Genomic DNA, 16,464 nt, shown 5'->3' with positions numbered 1-16,464 from the left:
CAGGACACGTCAGGGCACGCGCTGTGTCATGGGAATGCTGATGCGTCTGGAACGTGTGGTGGAAGACTGCGAAAGCGCCCTGCTCGCCAAGGTCTTCCACTCCGAACCTGTCCAATTGTTCGAGGACCTGCGAAGGGAGTGCGACGAGCACGCGGTCGTGTGCAGTCACGAGCGAGTCCTGGTCCCGAATGCCTACACGGTCGAACTCGCCGGTGCGGTGCATGACGAGCTGGCCGCCCACGGTGGGCAGATAGGGGAGGAGCTGGTCGACATCCTGGCCAGGCATGCGGCGGATCGTGACTACGAGTGGGCCGGCCCTCTCACCGTGCATGTCGTCAGGTCCGACGAGGTCCCCAATGGCAGGTACCGGATATCGAGTACCGCCATGGCCCACATCCCCGGTGCCGGACCCAAGCCCCCCGAGGTCCAGGCAGAACCGAAGGCCGAGGCCGGGGTCGCGGCCGAGTCGCAGCAGGAACGGAAGGTGCCGGCAGCCGACCGGGAGGGAGCCGGCTCTGCGATTGCCCCGGCCTGAAGGGCAGCACCGCCCGAGGGCTCCATCCGCACACAGAAGCCGTGTTGGGGCGGCTGCCGGGCAGTCGGCAGCCGCCTCGGCCAGCTGAGTGCGCGCCAGGCCCAGCTCCAGTGGGGCACTACAAGGTGTCTGGGCCCCGCCAATACGCGCGCCGTACGCAGAGCGCGGTCGCGCTCAGCAGTCGCAGCTACAGCAGTCACAGCAATCGCAGCAATCGCAGTCGCGGCAGCACCCCTCCCGCTTCTTGCGCGACCACGGCCCCTCGTACTCCTTCGCGCAGCACAGCTTGCAGGTGCAGCAGAGCCCGATGGCGACCGCGCAGCCCGCGAGGAAACCGCGGGGCTTCTTCGGCTGGTGCGAGAAGTGCGGCCCGCCTGTGTCACCGCCTCCGCCGTCGCCACCGCCATGTCCACCGCCGGAGCCACCGGGCGGCACCGGGCCCTTCCCGTAAGGGTTCTGCCGGCCGTTCAGGTGCTGCGGACCATGGGCATACGCGTCGCCTGCCGGCACCTGGCCGTACTCGGGAGGCTGCCCGTACGGGGACGGCCGGCCGTGGTGCGGAGCCTGGCCGTCGTACGGCCCCGGCGCGCCGTTGCCCGTGTGGGAACAGGCGGCCGTGCCGAAGGCCCGGTCCACCGACCGTCGCAGTTCGTGCACCAACAGGGCGTGCACCAGGGCAGCGTCGGCGAACTCCGCTTCGCGCAGCGCGAGACGGATCCCGTGCAGCGCGTCGTCGCACAGCCGGCGGGCCTGCGCGACCGAGGCGCCCGTGGCGGTGAGCGGATTCCACGATCCCTCCGCGGCGTCGGCCGCGCGGTCCTCCACGGCGTCGAGGAGGTGTGCCAGCCTCCCGAAGAGGCGCCCGGCTTCGGCCAGTGGCGCGGCGTTGCCCGGTCGGCCGGCCAGCAGCGCGGTGTGGGCGAAGGCCGCCGCGGTCGCAGTCTCCGTCGGCTCGGTGATGGTGGTGAGCGGTGTCTGCGGACCGGCCAGCGCCTCGATGCCGAGCTGCCGGTCGACCGCGTCGACGAGTATGGAGGTGTCGAAGCCGAGCGTGGCGCCGGTGCCGGCCCCGGCGCGGTCCCAGCCCGCGGCGACCTTGCGTGCGGCGGCGGCGATGGGCCTGCGGCGGAGCAGTCCGTTTCGGTCCGCGACGTGGTCACGAATCTTGGCCGAGGCGAGGACGAGGGATACCGATGCCGCGAGTCGTGCGCCCTCGCCCTTCGCGACGGACGCGGTCCGCATCCCCCGGAGCGGGCAGGGCCCGGCGGTGCGCCGCCGGGCCTCGGTGTGACCGGACTGAGCGTCGGTCAGGACGGAGACGATCAGCCCGTCGTAGTTCGTCACGACGCGGGCGAACTGGCCGTGATCGCCGCGCAGCGCGAGGCAGAGGCCGCAGAGATGGGCCATCCACTCCGCTTTCAGCCCTTGGGACAGGCGATGTGTGCAGGGCCTGACGATTCCGAACATGTGAAAACCCCCGTATGACGTCGCGTACGACCTCGACCTCGGTTGGCAGCGGCGGGAAAAGCGTACCGAGGGTGCCGTTGACCTGGGTGGATACCCCGGATTGTGTGCCGATACCGATACCGATACCGGTGCGCGGGTGCGCTTCAGCCGTGACCTCGGTCCGTGGCGGTGAGCGTTGTCGTTGCCGACGCCGGTGCCGACGGCGTTCGGGGCCGTCAGGCAGTGCGCAGCGCGACCTCTTCGTATGCCGCCGGGTCGATACTGGAACCAGCGGCTTCGAGCTGCTCGCCCCGGGGGCCACGGCGCTCCGCCCCTCTGGCAGGCGCACTCGTCAGGTGCGAGGGTGGTGGGATGGACGTTTCGGCGAAGACGTTCAGCGAAGGGCCGGAAGACCCGTTCGCGGTGCGTCGTGCGGCCTCTGCGGTGCTGGACCACCGAGGGCGGATCGTCGGCTGGAGCGAGCGGGCCGAGGCGCTTCTCGGTCACCGGCCGCAGGAGGCACTGGGCCGGGAGGCGGTGGACCTCCTCGTCGAGCCGGGTGATCTCGGGCTCGTCCAGGAGGCCGCAACACGCTGCGCCGGCGAGGGCGGATGGTTCGGTGTCGTGCCCGTCCGGGACCGCGACGGGCAGCGGGTGGAAGTCGGCTGCCGGGTGCGGGCCGTCAGGCGAGCGGACACCGAGGTCGAGTGGTTCGTCGTCGCCGCGCCCGCGGAGGAAGTCATCCAGTGGGAGACGGACCGGTCGGTGTTGGACGGGCTCTTCCGCCGCTCCCCGATCGGCCTCTCCGTGCATGCGCCGGACCTCAGCATTCTGCGGGTCAACCGGGCGATCGCACGGTTCAGCGGCATTCCGACCGAGCAGCACCGGGGGCGCGGTACCAACGAGTTCCTCATCCCGACGGACAGCGAGACGTCGGAGGCCAAACTGCGGGAGGTCCTCAGGACCGGCAAGTCAGCGATCTTCGCCGAGCAGCCGTGCCGGCTCCGGCAGGACCCCGACCAGGAGCTGGTGGTGTCCGTATCGGCGTTCCGGCTGGAGGACCCCGCGGGCCGTGTCCTGGGCGTCACCCAGACGGTGGAGGACGTCACCGATCGCTATCGGTCCCGACGCCGGCTGGCTCTGCTCAGCGAGGCGGGATCCAGGATCGGGACCACTCTTGATGTCGAGCGGACGGCACGGGAGCTGGCCGAGGTGGCGGTGCCCGAACTCGCGGACTTCGTCGCGGTCGACCTCCTGGAGCCGGTGACCCGCGGTGCGGAACCCACCCCGGATGCATCGGGCTCGCTGTACCGGATCGCGACCCACGGTGTCTCCCTCGAATCGCACCAGCCGATGCCCGAGGAAGGCACGCTCCGCTTCACCCCGAACGCGCTGCAGGCGCAGTGCCTGGCGGAGCGGCGCCCGGTGCACAGGACCCACCTGCACAGCACCGATGAGTGGGGTGACCAGGCGCAGGCCGAGGACACTCCCGCGCCGGGGGCCCACTCGCTGATCATGGTGCCGCTCGCGGCCCGTGGGCTCGTGCTGGGGCTGCTGAGCCTGTGGCGGGTGGACCGGCCCGAACCCTTCGAGACGGACGACCTGACGCTCGCCGAGGAACTCGCCTCCCGCGCCGCACTCTCCATCGACAACGCCCGTCGTTACACGCAGCAGCACCAGGCGGCGCTCACGCTCCAGCACAGCCTGCTGCCGCGGGATGTGCCCGAGTATCCGGCTGTCGAGATCGCCCACCGCTACCGTCCGGCCGACCCGGCCGCAGGAGTGGGCGGCGACTGGTTCGACGTCATCGCGCTCTCCGGGCTGCGCGTCGCCCTCGTCGTCGGCGATGTCGTCGGCCACGGCATCCACGCCGCGGCCACCATGGGACGGCTTCGCGCCGCGGTGCACACCCTGGCCAATCTCGACCTCACCCCTGATGAGGTCGTGTCCAACCTCGACGAACTGGTGGACCGCCTGGCCGCGGAGCAGGAGCCGGCCGACGAACACTCGCCCCAGATCGTGGGCGCGACCTGCCTGTACGCGGTCTACGACCCGGCGTCCCGCTGCTGCACCTTCGCCCGTGCGGGCCACCCCCCGCCGGCGGTGGTGGGTCCTGACGGACACGCCCGCGTCCTGGACCTGCCCGCCGGACCGCCCCTGGGCCTGGGCGGACTGCCCTTCGAGTCCACCGAAGTGGAGCTGGCCGAGGGCAGCCTCCTCGCCCTCTACACCAACGGCCTTATCGAGGCAGGCGGGCAGGACCCCGACGAGGGGTTGTCGAGCCTGCTCAGCGCGCTGTCCGTGCCGGCAGGCTCCCTGGAGGAGACCTGCAAGGCGGCGGAGGACGCCTTGTTGCCCGACCGGCCCGCCGATGATGTGGCGCTCCTGGTGGCACGTACCCGAGTCCTGGCGGCCGAGCAGGTCGCGACATGGCGGCTGGACTCCGGACCTGAGGCCGCCGGCCGGGCCCGGGCCCTGACGACGGAGCAGCTGAACCGGTGGGGGCTCGATGAGATGGCCTACACCGCCGAGCTGATCGTCAGCGAGCTGGTCACCAACGCCTACCGGTACGCGGACGGAGTGATCACGCTACGGCTCATCCGCGATCGCAGTCTGATCTGCGAGGTGACCGACTCCAGCAGCACGTCCCCGCATCTGCGCAGGGCCCGGAACACCGACGAGGGCGGGCGCGGGCTCTTCCTCGTCGCCCGGCTCACCGAGCGGTGGGGCACTCGCTACGGGCGCGACGGCAAGACCATCTGGGCCGAGCACCCCCTGACACCTCAGGGCGGCGCCGTAACCCTGTGAGCCCGCGGAGCGTCTGCCGGGGGAGACCGCTGAGGCCGCATACGACCTTCCGCACCCGCTGCGGCTCCGGTGTGCGACCTGTCCGAGATTTCGCGACTGAAGCCTTGACTATGGGCAAAACGGGAGGAAAATGTTCAGTACGCCAGAAAACCGAAGAGCCCCACCGTTGGCAGAGACGTCTGCCGGCAGAGACCCTTGTACGGCTCTGGTCAGGCCCCCGGAAGCCCCTCGCATCGGAGCCTCAGCGACGACCGAGACAGATGGTGCGGGAGTGGGCGCCGGGGACTGCAGTGTCTGCACCCCTTTCGCATACCGATGGCCCGGTCCGGCTCAAGCCGGACCGGGCCATCGGTCGTCTCTTGGCTGCCGCTCAGGCCAAGTGCGCTGTTGCAGTCCTGGCGAGCCGACAGCCGCAACGGGTCATCCGGGCTTGATACGACCGCGCCAGGCTCCGGTTTCGCCCCCGCGACGCTCGATGTAGTCCTTGAAGCGACGCATGTCGCCCTTCACCCGCCGGTCGATCAGGCCCGTCGCGTCAGCGGTCTTCTCCGCGGCTCCACTGGGCTCCACGTCCATCACGAGTTCCACCCGGGTGTGCCGCTCGTCCAGGCGCTGAAAGCTGACGACACCCTTCTGCTTGGTGTCGCCGCCCGTGCTGCGCCAGGCGATGCGCTCGTCCGGAAGCTGGTCGACGATCTCCGTGTCGAACTCGCGCCGGACACCACCGATCTTGGTGCTCCAGCGATTGTGGCGGTCGTCGATCTGCGTGATCCGCTCGACGCCCTCCATGAAGTTCGGGAACTCCTCGAACTGCGTCCACTGGTTGTAGGCGGTGTGAACGGGGACCTCGACCTCCACCGACTCCTTCACCTTGCTCATTACTGCGCCTCCTTCGGGGTGACTGCCGCGCTCGGCGGGTCCTCACACGTGCGGATCTCCGCACGTGTGCAGCGGGTACCCGAAGACCGCCTCGTTACAACCGTGCCGCCTTGGCGTTTTCGGTCGAAGGGGGCGAGTGCTCACCAGCGCATCGCGGTGAAGTCGACCGGCTGCGGCTCCAGCTCGCGCGTGCGATCCGTCAACTGCCGCATGCGCTGCGCCATTTCCTCAGCGGGGAGGTGCTTGCGATCGCCGTGCCCGGGCAGCAGCCACTCGAAGCGGAGCAGGCCCGCGGTGCGTGCCAGTGAAGCGGCCAACTCCCGGATGGAGTACCAGGTGACGTTCTCCGCCACCTCGATGTCGCCCGTCGTGCGGGACCAGTAAAAGCTGTCACCGCTGAAGCAGTGCCTCTCGTCGGCGACATAGAGCACGCTTCCCCGCGTGTGACCTGGCAGCGGGTACGCGCGCACTCCCTCGTCGATGTCGGCCGCCCGGGTGCCGCGCAGGACGCGATCGGCGTCGGGCGCGGCGTCCAGGTCGCCCTCGTGGATCCACAACCGGGCGCCGAAGTGGTCCGCGTACCGACGGCCGTGCGCCGCGTGGTCCCGGTGGGTGAGCAGGACGTCGGTGACGCGGCCGAGCGCCCCGTACCGGTCGGCCAAGGCCAAGCTCCAGCGCGGCGTATCGACCATCATCACCGTCCCTGAGGGTCGACGCAGGAGGTAGGAGTTGGCGGCCGCGGTGTGCGGGGAGTTGTGCCCGCAGAGGAGGACGCCGTCGTCGAGAGGGAGGGGGTAGGGGTCGGCCGCGGGATCCAGCCGTTCAGAGCTGTGGCGGATGGAGCGGGTGTGGCAGGCGAACGCGGCTGCGTTCAACTGACGCGTTTCCGCGTCGCCGCGCGGCTGGCGGACCACTTCGGACCGACCCCCGGTCTCGATGATCAGGTCCGGCGCCAATTGCCTGGCGACGTCGCAGTTCGTGCAGCGATCGTCCACGGACCAGCCGTTTTCGACGGCCCCTTCGGCCGATGCGGGGCGGGCGGTGTGCGCGTTGCTCAAGGGACTACTCACCTCTCGTGCGGCAGCTACTGGTGGTGGGGCTCCGTGGGAATTGCATGGCGCGGGGCTCGCGGAACTCGTAGAACCCATAGGGCCCGTAGGGCTGTAAAGAGGGATATCGCGCGAGCTCGCAGAAGTGGAAGAGGGGCCGACTCTTGTGTCTGTGGACGGTTGCCTCTCTCGCGGCCTCGGCAGCGATGGATATTTATGGCTTGGACATGCCAAGAATCGCCACTCCTGGATGTCCTCACCGAGTAGCGAAGTACCGTGCCAGCGCGGCGAGGGAGCCCGGCACCTCCGTTTGCGAGAGGCGTCGCTGCCGGAGGGGGGCCGCGAGATGTTTCCGCCAGAAAGTCTCCGGGTGGAGTACCCAGCTGATGGTGACGCGCGAGCCGCCCGCTTCCTCGTCCACCTGCCATCGCCACTCGGCGTACGAGGGATTGCCGTCATCGGACTGCGAGCCGTGCCGGAAGACGCGGCGACGCGGATCGAACTCCTCCACCCAGGACCGGCTCGGCCAGGCAGGCCAGCCGACCGGCTTCATCGTGACGACCCACTCGGCGGGCGGCACGAGTCTCGCCGGCCGTTCGATCACGCGCGCAACGGCGTCGTTCCACTCCGGAAGCCGCTCGATGTCGGTGACCAGCGCGAATACATCGTCGGCCGGCGCGTCGACGAAGCCGCTCACCGAGCCCGTGAGTCGCTTCTCGTTGCTCTTGCGAGGGGCCATGCCGTCCTCCCTACCCCTGTCTCGGCGAAGGAGTGGGCGCGCTTCCAGCATCTCAGATATGCGGCATACCGGATGCCTCTCTCTCGTGGTACGCGGCTCACCGCGGACCGTCCGGGCTTCGCGCATTGCCAAGGAGCGTCCGGCGCGCGGCCCGGTTGCCGGGGGCCCGACGGGCGCGTTCGATGGAAGGAGGGGCAGTGGCGAAGGGCGAAGCACGATGTGCGCCGGGAAGGGGGCACGCATGAACGTCGTACTGCGCCGGGGAAGGCCCGAGGACGCCGCGGAAGGCGGCAGGATCTGCTTCGAAGCGTTCTCCGGGATCGCCGCCGCTCACGGGTTCCCCGCGGATATCCCGGCGGCCGAGGTCGGTGCGGGACTGTTCGACACGCTCTTGCGGCACCCCGACTTCTACGACGTCGTAGCGGAACTCGATGGCCGGGTCGTGGGTACCAATTTCCTCGACGAGCGGTCCCCCATCGCAGGCGTCGGGCCGATCACCGTGGATCCCGCAGTTCAGAACGCCGGAATCGGACGCATGCTCATGCAGGACGTCATGCAACGAGCCGCGGAGCGGCAAGTCCCCGGCATCCGGCTGCTGCAGAGTGGCTACCACACGCGGTCGTTCGCGCTCTATGCCGATCTCGGGTTCGAGTTCCGGGAGACCGCCGCCTGCCTGCAGGGGCCACCGATCGGAGGGACGGTTCCGGGGTACGTGACGCGGCCTGCGCAGGATGCGGACCTGACCGCCTGCAATGAGGTCTGCCGGAGTGTCCACGGTGTCGATCGTGGTGGAGAGCTCGCCGACGCGCTCAAGGCAGGTACGGCCCGTGTCACCGAGCACGACGGCCGTATCACCGGTTACACCACCGAGATGGCCTATTTCGGCCATACGGTCGGCGAGACCACCGAGGACGTCAGAGCGCTCATTGCCGCGGCGCCGGCTTTCGGGGGCCCCGGCATCCTCGTCCCCGCGAGCGACAGCGCCCTGCTCCAGTGGTGCCTCCACAGCGGGCTCAAGGTGCAGCAGCTCATGAGCGTGATGACCATCGGGCTCTACAACGAACCCGCCGGGGCGTATCTGCCCTCCATTCTCTATTGAAGCCCCGTGGAACAGCCCGGCCCGGGAATATGTGCGAAGCAGGAAGGGGAACGCAATGGAGCTGTTCCCGCCCATGCCGCTCGCGGAGTGGCAGGACACCAAGGAAACGCTGCACAGGTTCGCGCAGATCGTCGGCAAGATCCGACTCGCCGCGAGTCCCCGGCGCAACCACTGGTGGAACGTACCGTTCCATCTCACCGGCCGGGGCATCACCACACGCCCTATGGGACTGGTCGACGGCAATCCGGCCTTCACCATCGACTTCGACTTCGTCGACCATCAACTGCTCCTCACGACATTGGACGGCAGAGCGGTCTCCTTTCCGCTGCTGGGGGAGTCCGTTGCGTCGTTCGAGGCAAAAACGCTGAACGCACTGGCCGCGCTGGGCGTTCAGGTGGATATCGCCGTTCCCCGACCGTTCGACCTGCCCGACGGCAGCCGGCCATTCGCCGAGGATCACGAGCATGCGGCGTACGATCCCGCTCATGCCCATCGCTATTGGCGGGTTCTCAGCCAAGTGGCGCTGCTGCTCGAGGAATTCGCCGCAGACTTCTCAGGAAAGGCCAGCCCGGTACATCACTTCTGGCACACCTTCGACATCGCCCACAGCCGGTTCTCCGGCCGTCGGGTCGAGCAGCCGTCGCAGATCGACCCGGTGACGCGGGAAGCCTATTCCCGGGAGCTGATCAGCTTCGGCTTCTGGTTCGGTGACAGCACGTTCGCCGCGCCGGCCTTCTATTCGTACACAGCCCCGGAACCCGCGGCCCTGACCGACCGGCCGCTCAGCCCCGCGTCGGCGCAATGGGTCGCGCGCAACGACAGCCACCTCGCTGTGCTGCCGTACGACACCGCTCGCGCCGAGAGCGATCCATGTGCCGCGGTGCTGGCCTTCTACGAGAGTGCGTACCAGGCCGGAGCCACGGCCGCAGGCTGGGATGTCGCCGATTTCGCCTGCCCCGGCGGCAGGACCGACCCGCACCTCCGGCCGCCGGGCTGAAGGGCGCGGCCGCCCGGCTGCGCCGCGCCGGCTCAGCGCCCGCCGGCGACCCGCAGGACCGTACCGGTGGTGTAGGAAGCGTCCGGCGAGAGCAGCCAGGCGACGGCTGCGGCGACCTCGGCGGGAGCGCCGGGCCGCCGCAGGGGGATCTCACCGGCGGCTCTGGCCGGCCGGTCGGGATCGCCCATCGCGGCATGCATATCGGTTTCGATGAGGCCCGGAGCAACGGCGTTGACCCGGATGCCCTGCGGGCCGAGCTCTTTGGAGAGGCCGACGGTCAGGGCGTCCGTGGCTGCCTTGGTGGCGGCGTAGTGGACGTAGTCGCCAGGGCCGCCGAGAGTGGCGGACGCGGAGGAGATGTTGACGATGGCGCCCGAGCCGAGCGCCGTCATGTCCCGGGCGGCTCGCCGACAGCACAACAGGTAGCCGAGGAGGTTCACCTCGACGACGCGCCGCAGGTCGTCGGTCCGGGCGTCGGCGAGCCTGCCGAGCGGGCCGGTCACTCCCGCGTTGTTGACCAGTCCGGTGACCTGCCCGAGTTCCGCCCCCGCGGTGTCGAACAGCCGCTCCACATCCACCTCGTCGGACGTGTCCACCCGCACCGTGGCGCAGCGCGCCCCCGCCGCACGCACAGCACCCGCGACATCCTCGGCGGCCGCTGCGTTGCTGACGTACCCCAACGCCAGATCGTGCCCGTCGGCCGCCAGCCGAAGGCACGTCGCTGCGCCGATGCCTCGGCTGCCACCGGTGACGACGGTGACCGGACGGGACATGTGTGCCTCCTGCGACGGTGGGATCGCGCTCACACGGATGATCGCATCCGCCGACGGGCCAGGGCGCTCACCGGATCACGCCGAGGAGGTCTCCGGGCGCTGGTAGCGCAGCAGGACCACGCCGTTGCCGAAGGGCCTGGTTTCGGCGAGGTGGAGGGGGACCGTGACGTCCGACTCCCGGAAGAGCGGCCTGCCGCGCCCGATCAGGACGGGATGGACGTAGATGCGGTACTCGTCGACCAGATCGTGCCGCATGAAGGCCGCGGCGAGATCGGCGCCGCCGAGAGCCAGGTCCCCACCCGGCTGCGCCTTGAGTTCCAGGACGTCCTCGACGACGACGTCGCGCACGATGGTGGTGTTCCAGTCGGCCCGCTCCAGCGACCGCGAGTACACCACCTTGGGCATGTCCCGCCAGATGCCGGCGAATTCCGCCATGAGCGGGGTGCTTTCGGGATCACTGTCGGCGGTCGGCCAGAAGTCCGCCATGAGCTCGTAGGTGACGCGTCCGCTGAGAAAGGCGCCCATGGTCCTGAGCTCTTCGTTCATGTGCCCGTGCAGTTCGTCGTCGACCATGTGCCAGTCGATCTGGCGTTGAGGCCCCTCGAAGTAGCCGTCGAGGGAGAGCTGCATCATCAGGATGACTTTTCGCATCGGGGTCCTCGGCTGAGTCATCAGGGACGGACGTGGGGCTCATCGACCGAGGCGTGCGTTGCTCGCGGCCCGGTCTGCGGCGAGACGGTACACCGCGGTCTCGCGCGGATCCCGCTGAAAGGGCATGCGGCGGCCGCGCTTCGTCCGTACGGCCGTGGCGGAACGGAGGCTGAGCTGCGCGCTGGCCGGCTTGGGCGGGCGCGTGTCAGGCGCGGCGGATGAGGAGTTCGGTGTTGCGGTCCGCCGCGACGCCCACCCGTACCTGATCGACCCCTGCGGCTGTCCCGGCGGCCAGGCCGGGTGCGTTGTACGCCACCTCGCGGTAGAGGGAAGCGAGGCCGACGGCCGACAGATCGTCGAACCGGGTGCGGTGCGGGGCGGCGGACTCGACGAGAGTGGTGAACAGGGACAGCGTCCCGTCGTGATTGTCGACCAGCTCGATGAGTCGCGCGTGCTGCGGATGGTCCAGGTGGGAGGCGGTGTTGACCTCCCAGAAGGAGCGGGCGGGGGTCGGATGGGCGTGCGGCGTGATGCGGTTGACGTGGCTGTGGCCATTGATCCACGCGACCACGTTGGGGAACCGGCTCAGCAGCGCGATGACCTCCTCGCCGTCGTGACGCTCCTCCTCGGTACGTGCCGCGTCGGGGCGCCGCGTCATGCTCGGACTGTGGTGGTGGCTGAATATCAGGATGTGCGCGTCGTCGGCCGCGGCATTGCGTACGAGTCGGCCGTCCGCGTCGTGGTGAAGTGAGCTGTGCGCGCTCAACGTCCTTTCCAGCCAGCGCAGTTGCTCGGTGCCGAGCGATCCTTCGTAGTGGCCGCTGCGGTAGGTGGTGTCGATGCTGATGCCGATGACGCCCTCCGCCACGGCGAAGGAGTAGTACATCCGGTCGCCGTTCAGGTGATCCTCTGTGTAGCCGTGCCCGACGGGCCCCACCCCCGCCACGGCCGGATCCAGATGCGCACGCAGGTACTCGTGCGGGGTCACCATGCGGCGGCGGTCATCAGGGGTGACGGTCCGCGCGCGGGCAGCGTTGCGGAGCAGGATGTCCTTGAGGACGGTGCTCTTGGGGTCGTCGCCCGTGTACACCGCACGGTCGAAGGCGGCCACGTCGGCATCCGGTACCGAGAACAGCTTGCGCGCCCCGGTGATGTAGTCCCGCAGCACCGGATCCTCCGGCGCCATGCAGCCGCCCGGCAGATCGTCGTGGTTTCCCGGTGTGGAGTACCAGGGGAGGCGCAGACCGGGGCTGATGACCGGCCGCACGGCGGCTTCGAGGAAGCCGGGTATTCGTGGCAGACCGCGCTTCTTGTCCTGGTCGCGCAGCGTGTCGTCCGGATGCCAGTAGAGCGGGAGACCCGAATTCTGGACGCCTTCGAACGACGTCGGGTCACCGGTGTCGGGGATGATCCGGCCGCCGCTCATGAGCGTGAGGAACCACTCCAGCTCCACCATGGAGTGGTTGTCGATGTTGTCGCCCGTCGACATGACGAAGGCAGGCGGGCGGTCGGTGTGCGGCCCACCGCCCAGCGCGTTGACCTGCTCCACCAGCGAAACCACGCCGGCCACGGTCAACGCCTCGTGGGCGCGCCATGAGGCCGGGCTGCGCGCACGCAGGAACTCGCTTCGCAAGGGGCTCTGTACGTCGGCCACATGCAGGTCGGTGAATTGCACGAAGCATGCCAGGGCCGTCCGCCGGTCCTGGCGACCGGCTCCGGGCGCGGCGAGTTCGGAGCGGACGACCAGCGGCCAGCCCGGGCCGGAGTCGAGGCGACGGTAGCCGCCGCTGCCGGTGAGCCGCGCCGCCGTCTCCAGCGTCGTGAGGCCGTACGGGGCTGCCCGACTGATGCGAGGCCGCGACGGCGAGGGGCCGGCGTGGGCCTGTGCGGGCCCGGTGCTCGGGGCGGGGGAGTTGCCGCGCTGGTCCGGGAGTGCCAGTGCGGCGCCGGTCGCTGCCACTGCGGCGCCGGAGGTGAGAAGGAATTGACGGCGGTTGGTGGTGGTTTCGCTACCGGCCATGAGGCCCTCCGTGCTGTGGCCGACGGACCCGGCCACAGCGGTGTCACCAAGCGGAACATCTCACTCCGAAAGCTTGCTCGGTGCGCGTGGCCCGAAGGTGAACGATGCCGGAACGCCCCACACCCATCGCCCGTCGGCATGGTCCGACACGGGGCGGCCGACCCGGTCGCGTTCGGCGCCTCCCGACGCCGGACCGACGGTGTGGGAGCCCGGCCGGGCGCCCGGCCAGAGTCCACGCCTGGGGCCGTCCCCGTGGCCCCACCGCAGGCGGTCAGCCGTACCGTCGTCAGGCCGCCGTCAGCCTGCCTGGCTGTTGTCCTTCAGGGTGCCCCAGCCATGCCAGCGGTCGATCTCGATCCAGGCACTGAAGCGGCGGCGGTCCCGCTGCGGATACGGCTTGCCGAGATAGTGCTGGGCCAGCCGGTCGATGTCCGCCAGGCCCTCGTCCTCGCGCACCTCGGCGACACGGCCGATGATGCTGATGTGTGTGTACCAGTTGCCCTCATCGAGCACGGTGAGCGTCACCCGGGGGTCCTTGCGCACATGCTCCAGGCGCTTACGGCCCTCGTCCATGTTGACCAGGATCCGGCCGTTGTCCCAGAGGTACCAGGTGGCGGTGGAGACCGGCTGTCCGTCCGACCGCAGAGTGGAGATGACGGACGGATTGGCCTTGGCCAGCATGGCGACGGCCGCTTCCGGGAGCGGTGGCTTCGACATGGAGAACCCTCCTCGATACGTCAGTACGTCCCTGTTCGTCCCGATCGGGACGTTCACATGATCGTCCATACCCGGCTCGACGGCTCTCTGCCGGGGAGGACCGCGAGTCGACTCGCGTGCTCCGGACGGGGCGCGCTGAAACATCGCGGTCGGCTCGGTGGGCGACGGCAGCCACCGGATCCGGGGAAGTGCGTCACACCGGACCCGGGCCCCGGCCCGTCTTCCCTTCGTCGTGATCAGGTGTCCGCGTCGAGCACCAGCATGATGTGGGCGTTCTCGCCGTGCCGCACCGTCTGGGAGCGCCGGAAACCGAGTCGCTCCAACAGCCGCACCGAGCCGGTGTTTCCGGCGAAGGGATCGGCGTGCAACGGTCTGGTTCGCTCCTCCCGCAGGAAGAGCGTCAGTATGCGAGTGCCCAGGCCGCGCCCCCAGTACTGCCGGCCGAACCAGTAGCCGACGAAGCGCCGGTCCGCCTCCCACCAGGCCACCACATGGCCGGCCGGATCGCCGTTCACCACCGCCGTCCGCACGAAGACGGCGGGGTCCCCGAGGATGTTCCTGGCCCAGTGGTTCATGAACACCTCGCGATCCCGGGGAGCGAAGAGCGATCGCCGCACCGCCTCGGGGTCGTGCTCCTGCGCGAAGAACGTTTCAAGGTCGGTCTGCTCGACAGCCCGCAACTGCACCTCATCGCCCATGTCCGCAAGTCTGGCACCCGGCACTGACAACGCGGGCCCCACAGAAGAGGGCGGAAGGGGGGAGGGGAGGGGCGGTGCCGACCGGGTCTGCGCCCTGGCATGATCGCAGGCATGGTTGAACGCGTTATCGCCGCGTGTGACGGGGCGTCGAAGGGAAATCCTGGGCCCGCGGGCTGGGCCTGGGTCATCGCCGACAGTGCGGAGGCTCCCACCCGATGGGAATCCGGCCCACTGGGCACGGCGACGAACAACGTCGCGGAACTCACCGCGCTGGAGCGTCTGCTCTCGGCTGTCGACCCGGACGTCCCGATGGAGATCCGGATGGACTCCCAGTACGCGATGAAGGCCGTCACGACCTGGCTGCCCGGCTGGAAGCGCAAGGGCTGGAAGACGGCCGCGGGCAAGCCCGTCGCCAACCAGGAACTGGTCATGAGCATCGACGCCCTGCTGGCGGGACGCTCCGTCGAGTTCCGGTATGTCCCCGCGCACCAGGTGAACGGCGACCCCCTCAACGACTTCGCCGACCGCGCCGCCAGCCACGCGGCGATCACCCAGGAGCCGGCCGGAAGCGCGTATGACTCGCCGGCTCCTCCGCAGGCGCCCGACGTCGTCCGGTCCGGTGGCAATCGGCGCCGGGCCACCGGGGCGGCGGCGAAGGCCTCAGCCGCGTCGAAGCCCAGGTCCGTGACTTCGACGCGGACCCTTAAGGCCAAGTTCCCCGGCCGCTGCCGGTGCGGGCGCTCGTACGCGGCCGGCGAGCAGATCGCGAAGAATCCCGACGGATGGGGCCACCCCGACTGCCGCACCGGCGCGACCGGCTGACGCCCTACCGCCCTGCGCTTCGGCGGGCCATGCCCGGCAACCCGATACCCGTTCGCATCCGGCACGGACGACCTGGCACGCTGCCTCCATGGAGCGTGCGGAGGTCCTGCTCCTGGCGGGGCGAGCAGGTGTCGGCAAGACGACGGTGGGGTGGGAGGTCTCGGCGCAGTTGCGCGCCGCGGACGTCCAACACGCCGTCATCGAGGGCGACTTCATGGCCCACATACATCCGGCCCCGGAAGGCGATCCGCGCCGTACACAGATCGCCGAGCGCAATCTGACCGCGGTCTGGGCGAACTTCACACAACTCGGCTGCCGCAGGCTGATCTACACCCACACCTTGAGCGTGATGCCTCAAGCGCAAGACATGTTCGAGCGTGCGATGGGGCGTGAAGTGCGGATCGTTCGGGTCCTGCTCACGGCCTCCGATGCCACCGCCGGCGAGCGCCTGGCGGGTCGGGAAATCGGCTCGGAGCTGGAACAGGAGTTGAAGACCAGCGCGTCCAAGGCGCGGCTCCTGGACGAGCAGGCGCCTGCGGACTCCGTGCGGGTGGTGACCGACGGGCGGAGCGTGGTCGACATCGGGCGCGAGGTCCTGGCCCTCACGGGCTGGAGCTCTCGGGAAGTGAACTGAGCGTCCCGGGAGGCCGGGGCGAGAAGGCCGCCGGTGTGCTGCGTAGGGGGGCGGCCTGAGAAGAGTAAGACCGCGCAGCACACCGGCGACGCCTGAGCACTTCACACCATGAACCCTGCGGGAGGCCCACAATGCTCCTGTGGTGGGCGTGGCGGCTGTTGCGGGGCCGAACCCGATCACGTACCGCCACGGCATCGGTCGGAGCCCTCGCACCGGACGTGGACCGGCCTTCCACGTCGCCGGAGTTTTCCGGGGTACGTTGGAGGATCCGGGCGCGGCACCATGTCGAGCCGGGCCGTACGGACATCAGGAGGCAACGCATGGCTCGGACCACCGCAACCGTGGTCTCGCTCCAGGGCCTTTCGGTGCGGCCCGCGTCGCGGATCGTGCAGGAGGCCAAGGCGTACTCCGCCGACATCACGTTCGTGGTCGACGGCAGGGTAGCCAGCGCCAAGAGCCTGTTCCATCTCCAGCGGCTGGAGATGGACCACGGCAAGGAGATCCTCATCGTCGCCGACGGTGTGGACGAACAGGATGCCGTCGAGGCGCTCGCGCAGCTCATCGAGTCCGTCGTTCCGTAACGGGCGGCGCCGTCCG

Annotated in this window: 16 protein-coding genes; 7 read left to right on the top strand and 9 right to left on the bottom strand. The window is 69.6% G+C overall.

Translation table 11 applies throughout. The features are described 5' to 3' along the window. Positions 1-40 precede the first annotated feature (40 nt). On the top strand, positions 41-535 hold the full coding sequence (locus tag ACGFZW_RS03080) for a DUF3662 domain-containing protein (RefSeq protein WP_393891221.1): 495 nt from the start codon (positions 41-43) through the stop codon (positions 533-535). A 174-nt stretch (positions 536-709) separates the two neighbouring features. Here ACGFZW_RS03080 and ACGFZW_RS03075 read toward each other — a convergent pair whose 3' ends face one another. Continuing rightward, on the bottom strand, positions 710-2,002 hold the full coding sequence (locus ACGFZW_RS03075) for a DUF5685 family protein (protein WP_393891220.1): 1,293 nt from the start codon (positions 2,000-2,002) through the stop codon (positions 710-712). 351 nt (positions 2,003-2,353) lie between these two features. Between ACGFZW_RS03075 and ACGFZW_RS03070 the strand changes: the two genes are divergently transcribed. Beyond that, the gene (locus tag ACGFZW_RS03070) at positions 2,354-4,789 is read left to right on the top strand and encodes a SpoIIE family protein phosphatase (RefSeq protein WP_393891219.1); all 2,436 of its coding nucleotides are present in this window, start codon (positions 2,354-2,356) and stop codon (positions 4,787-4,789) included. A 420-nt stretch (positions 4,790-5,209) separates the two neighbouring features. On the opposite strand, the gene ACGFZW_RS03065 is transcribed toward ACGFZW_RS03070, so the two are convergent. The 3 genes from ACGFZW_RS03065 to ACGFZW_RS03055 all read right to left on the bottom strand — a co-directional run bounded on the left by ACGFZW_RS03065 (position 5,210) and on the right by ACGFZW_RS03055 (position 7,456). Continuing rightward, positions 5,210-5,668: an SRPBCC family protein gene (locus tag ACGFZW_RS03065; protein WP_393891218.1), complete on the bottom strand. Its 459-nt coding sequence runs from the start codon at positions 5,666-5,668 to the stop codon at positions 5,210-5,212. Between the two features lie 140 nt (positions 5,669-5,808). Then, positions 5,809-6,726: a 4Fe-4S domain-containing protein gene (locus ACGFZW_RS03060; RefSeq protein WP_393891217.1), complete on the bottom strand. Its 918-nt coding sequence runs from the start codon at positions 6,724-6,726 to the stop codon at positions 5,809-5,811. 247 nt (positions 6,727-6,973) lie between these two features. Next, positions 6,974-7,456, bottom strand: a complete 483-nt coding sequence (locus tag ACGFZW_RS03055) for an SRPBCC family protein (RefSeq protein ID WP_393891216.1) — start codon at positions 7,454-7,456, stop codon at positions 6,974-6,976. 241 nt (positions 7,457-7,697) lie between these two features. Between ACGFZW_RS03055 and ACGFZW_RS03050 the strand changes: the two genes are divergently transcribed. Both ACGFZW_RS03050 and ACGFZW_RS03045 read left to right on the top strand, forming a co-directional pair. Next, positions 7,698-8,555 (top strand): GNAT family N-acetyltransferase, encoded by an 858-nt coding sequence (locus ACGFZW_RS03050; protein ID WP_393891215.1) that lies wholly within the window; start codon positions 7,698-7,700, stop codon positions 8,553-8,555. A gap of 55 nt (positions 8,556-8,610) precedes the next feature. Then, positions 8,611-9,552 (top strand): DUF5996 family protein, encoded by a 942-nt coding sequence (locus tag ACGFZW_RS03045; protein ID WP_393891214.1) that lies wholly within the window; start codon positions 8,611-8,613, stop codon positions 9,550-9,552. A 32-nt stretch (positions 9,553-9,584) separates the two neighbouring features. Here the strand turns inward: ACGFZW_RS03045 and ACGFZW_RS03040 are convergent, their stop codons facing one another. From ACGFZW_RS03040 to ACGFZW_RS03020, 5 genes are all read right to left on the bottom strand, one after another. After that, positions 9,585-10,325, bottom strand: coding sequence for an SDR family oxidoreductase (locus ACGFZW_RS03040; protein ID WP_393891213.1), 741 nt, complete (start codon positions 10,323-10,325; stop codon positions 9,585-9,587). A 75-nt stretch (positions 10,326-10,400) separates the two neighbouring features. After that, positions 10,401-10,976, bottom strand: a complete 576-nt coding sequence (locus tag ACGFZW_RS03035; protein WP_393891212.1) for a dihydrofolate reductase family protein — start codon at positions 10,974-10,976, stop codon at positions 10,401-10,403. A gap of 205 nt (positions 10,977-11,181) precedes the next feature. Next, positions 11,182-12,996 (bottom strand): TIGR03767 family metallophosphoesterase, encoded by a 1,815-nt coding sequence (locus ACGFZW_RS03030; RefSeq protein ID WP_393891211.1) that lies wholly within the window; start codon positions 12,994-12,996, stop codon positions 11,182-11,184. Positions 12,997-13,293: 297 nt separating this feature from the next. Beyond that, positions 13,294-13,713, bottom strand: a complete 420-nt coding sequence (locus ACGFZW_RS03025; protein WP_393891210.1) for a PPOX class F420-dependent oxidoreductase — start codon at positions 13,711-13,713, stop codon at positions 13,294-13,296. A 236-nt stretch (positions 13,714-13,949) separates the two neighbouring features. Continuing rightward, the gene (locus ACGFZW_RS03020; protein ID WP_393891209.1) at positions 13,950-14,411 is read right to left on the bottom strand and encodes a GNAT family N-acetyltransferase; all 462 of its coding nucleotides are present in this window, start codon (positions 14,409-14,411) and stop codon (positions 13,950-13,952) included. Between the two features lie 99 nt (positions 14,412-14,510). On the opposite strand from ACGFZW_RS03020, the gene ACGFZW_RS03015 reads away from it, so the two are divergent. The 3 genes from ACGFZW_RS03015 to ACGFZW_RS03005 all read left to right on the top strand — a co-directional run bounded on the left by ACGFZW_RS03015 (position 14,511) and on the right by ACGFZW_RS03005 (position 16,448). Beyond that, positions 14,511-15,233 carry a ribonuclease H gene (locus ACGFZW_RS03015; protein WP_393891208.1) on the top strand — a complete coding sequence of 241 codons (723 nt, stop codon included), beginning with the start codon at positions 14,511-14,513 and terminating at the stop codon, positions 15,231-15,233. Positions 15,234-15,321: 88 nt separating this feature from the next. Beyond that, positions 15,322-15,867, top strand: coding sequence for a hypothetical protein (locus tag ACGFZW_RS03010; RefSeq protein ID WP_393891207.1), 546 nt, complete (start codon positions 15,322-15,324; stop codon positions 15,865-15,867). A gap of 320 nt (positions 15,868-16,187) precedes the next feature. Continuing rightward, positions 16,188-16,448 (top strand): HPr family phosphocarrier protein, encoded by a 261-nt coding sequence (locus ACGFZW_RS03005; protein ID WP_393891206.1) that lies wholly within the window; start codon positions 16,188-16,190, stop codon positions 16,446-16,448. The last annotated feature ends 16 nt before the right edge of the window (positions 16,449-16,464 follow it).

Source organism: Streptomyces sp. NPDC048248, assembly GCF_043201875.1.
In the GTDB taxonomy this organism is placed as follows: domain Bacteria; phylum Actinomycetota; class Actinomycetes; order Streptomycetales; family Streptomycetaceae; genus Streptomyces.
The sequence above is the reverse complement of the archived record's forward strand: the minus strand, read 5'-3'. Positions and strand labels throughout refer to the sequence as shown.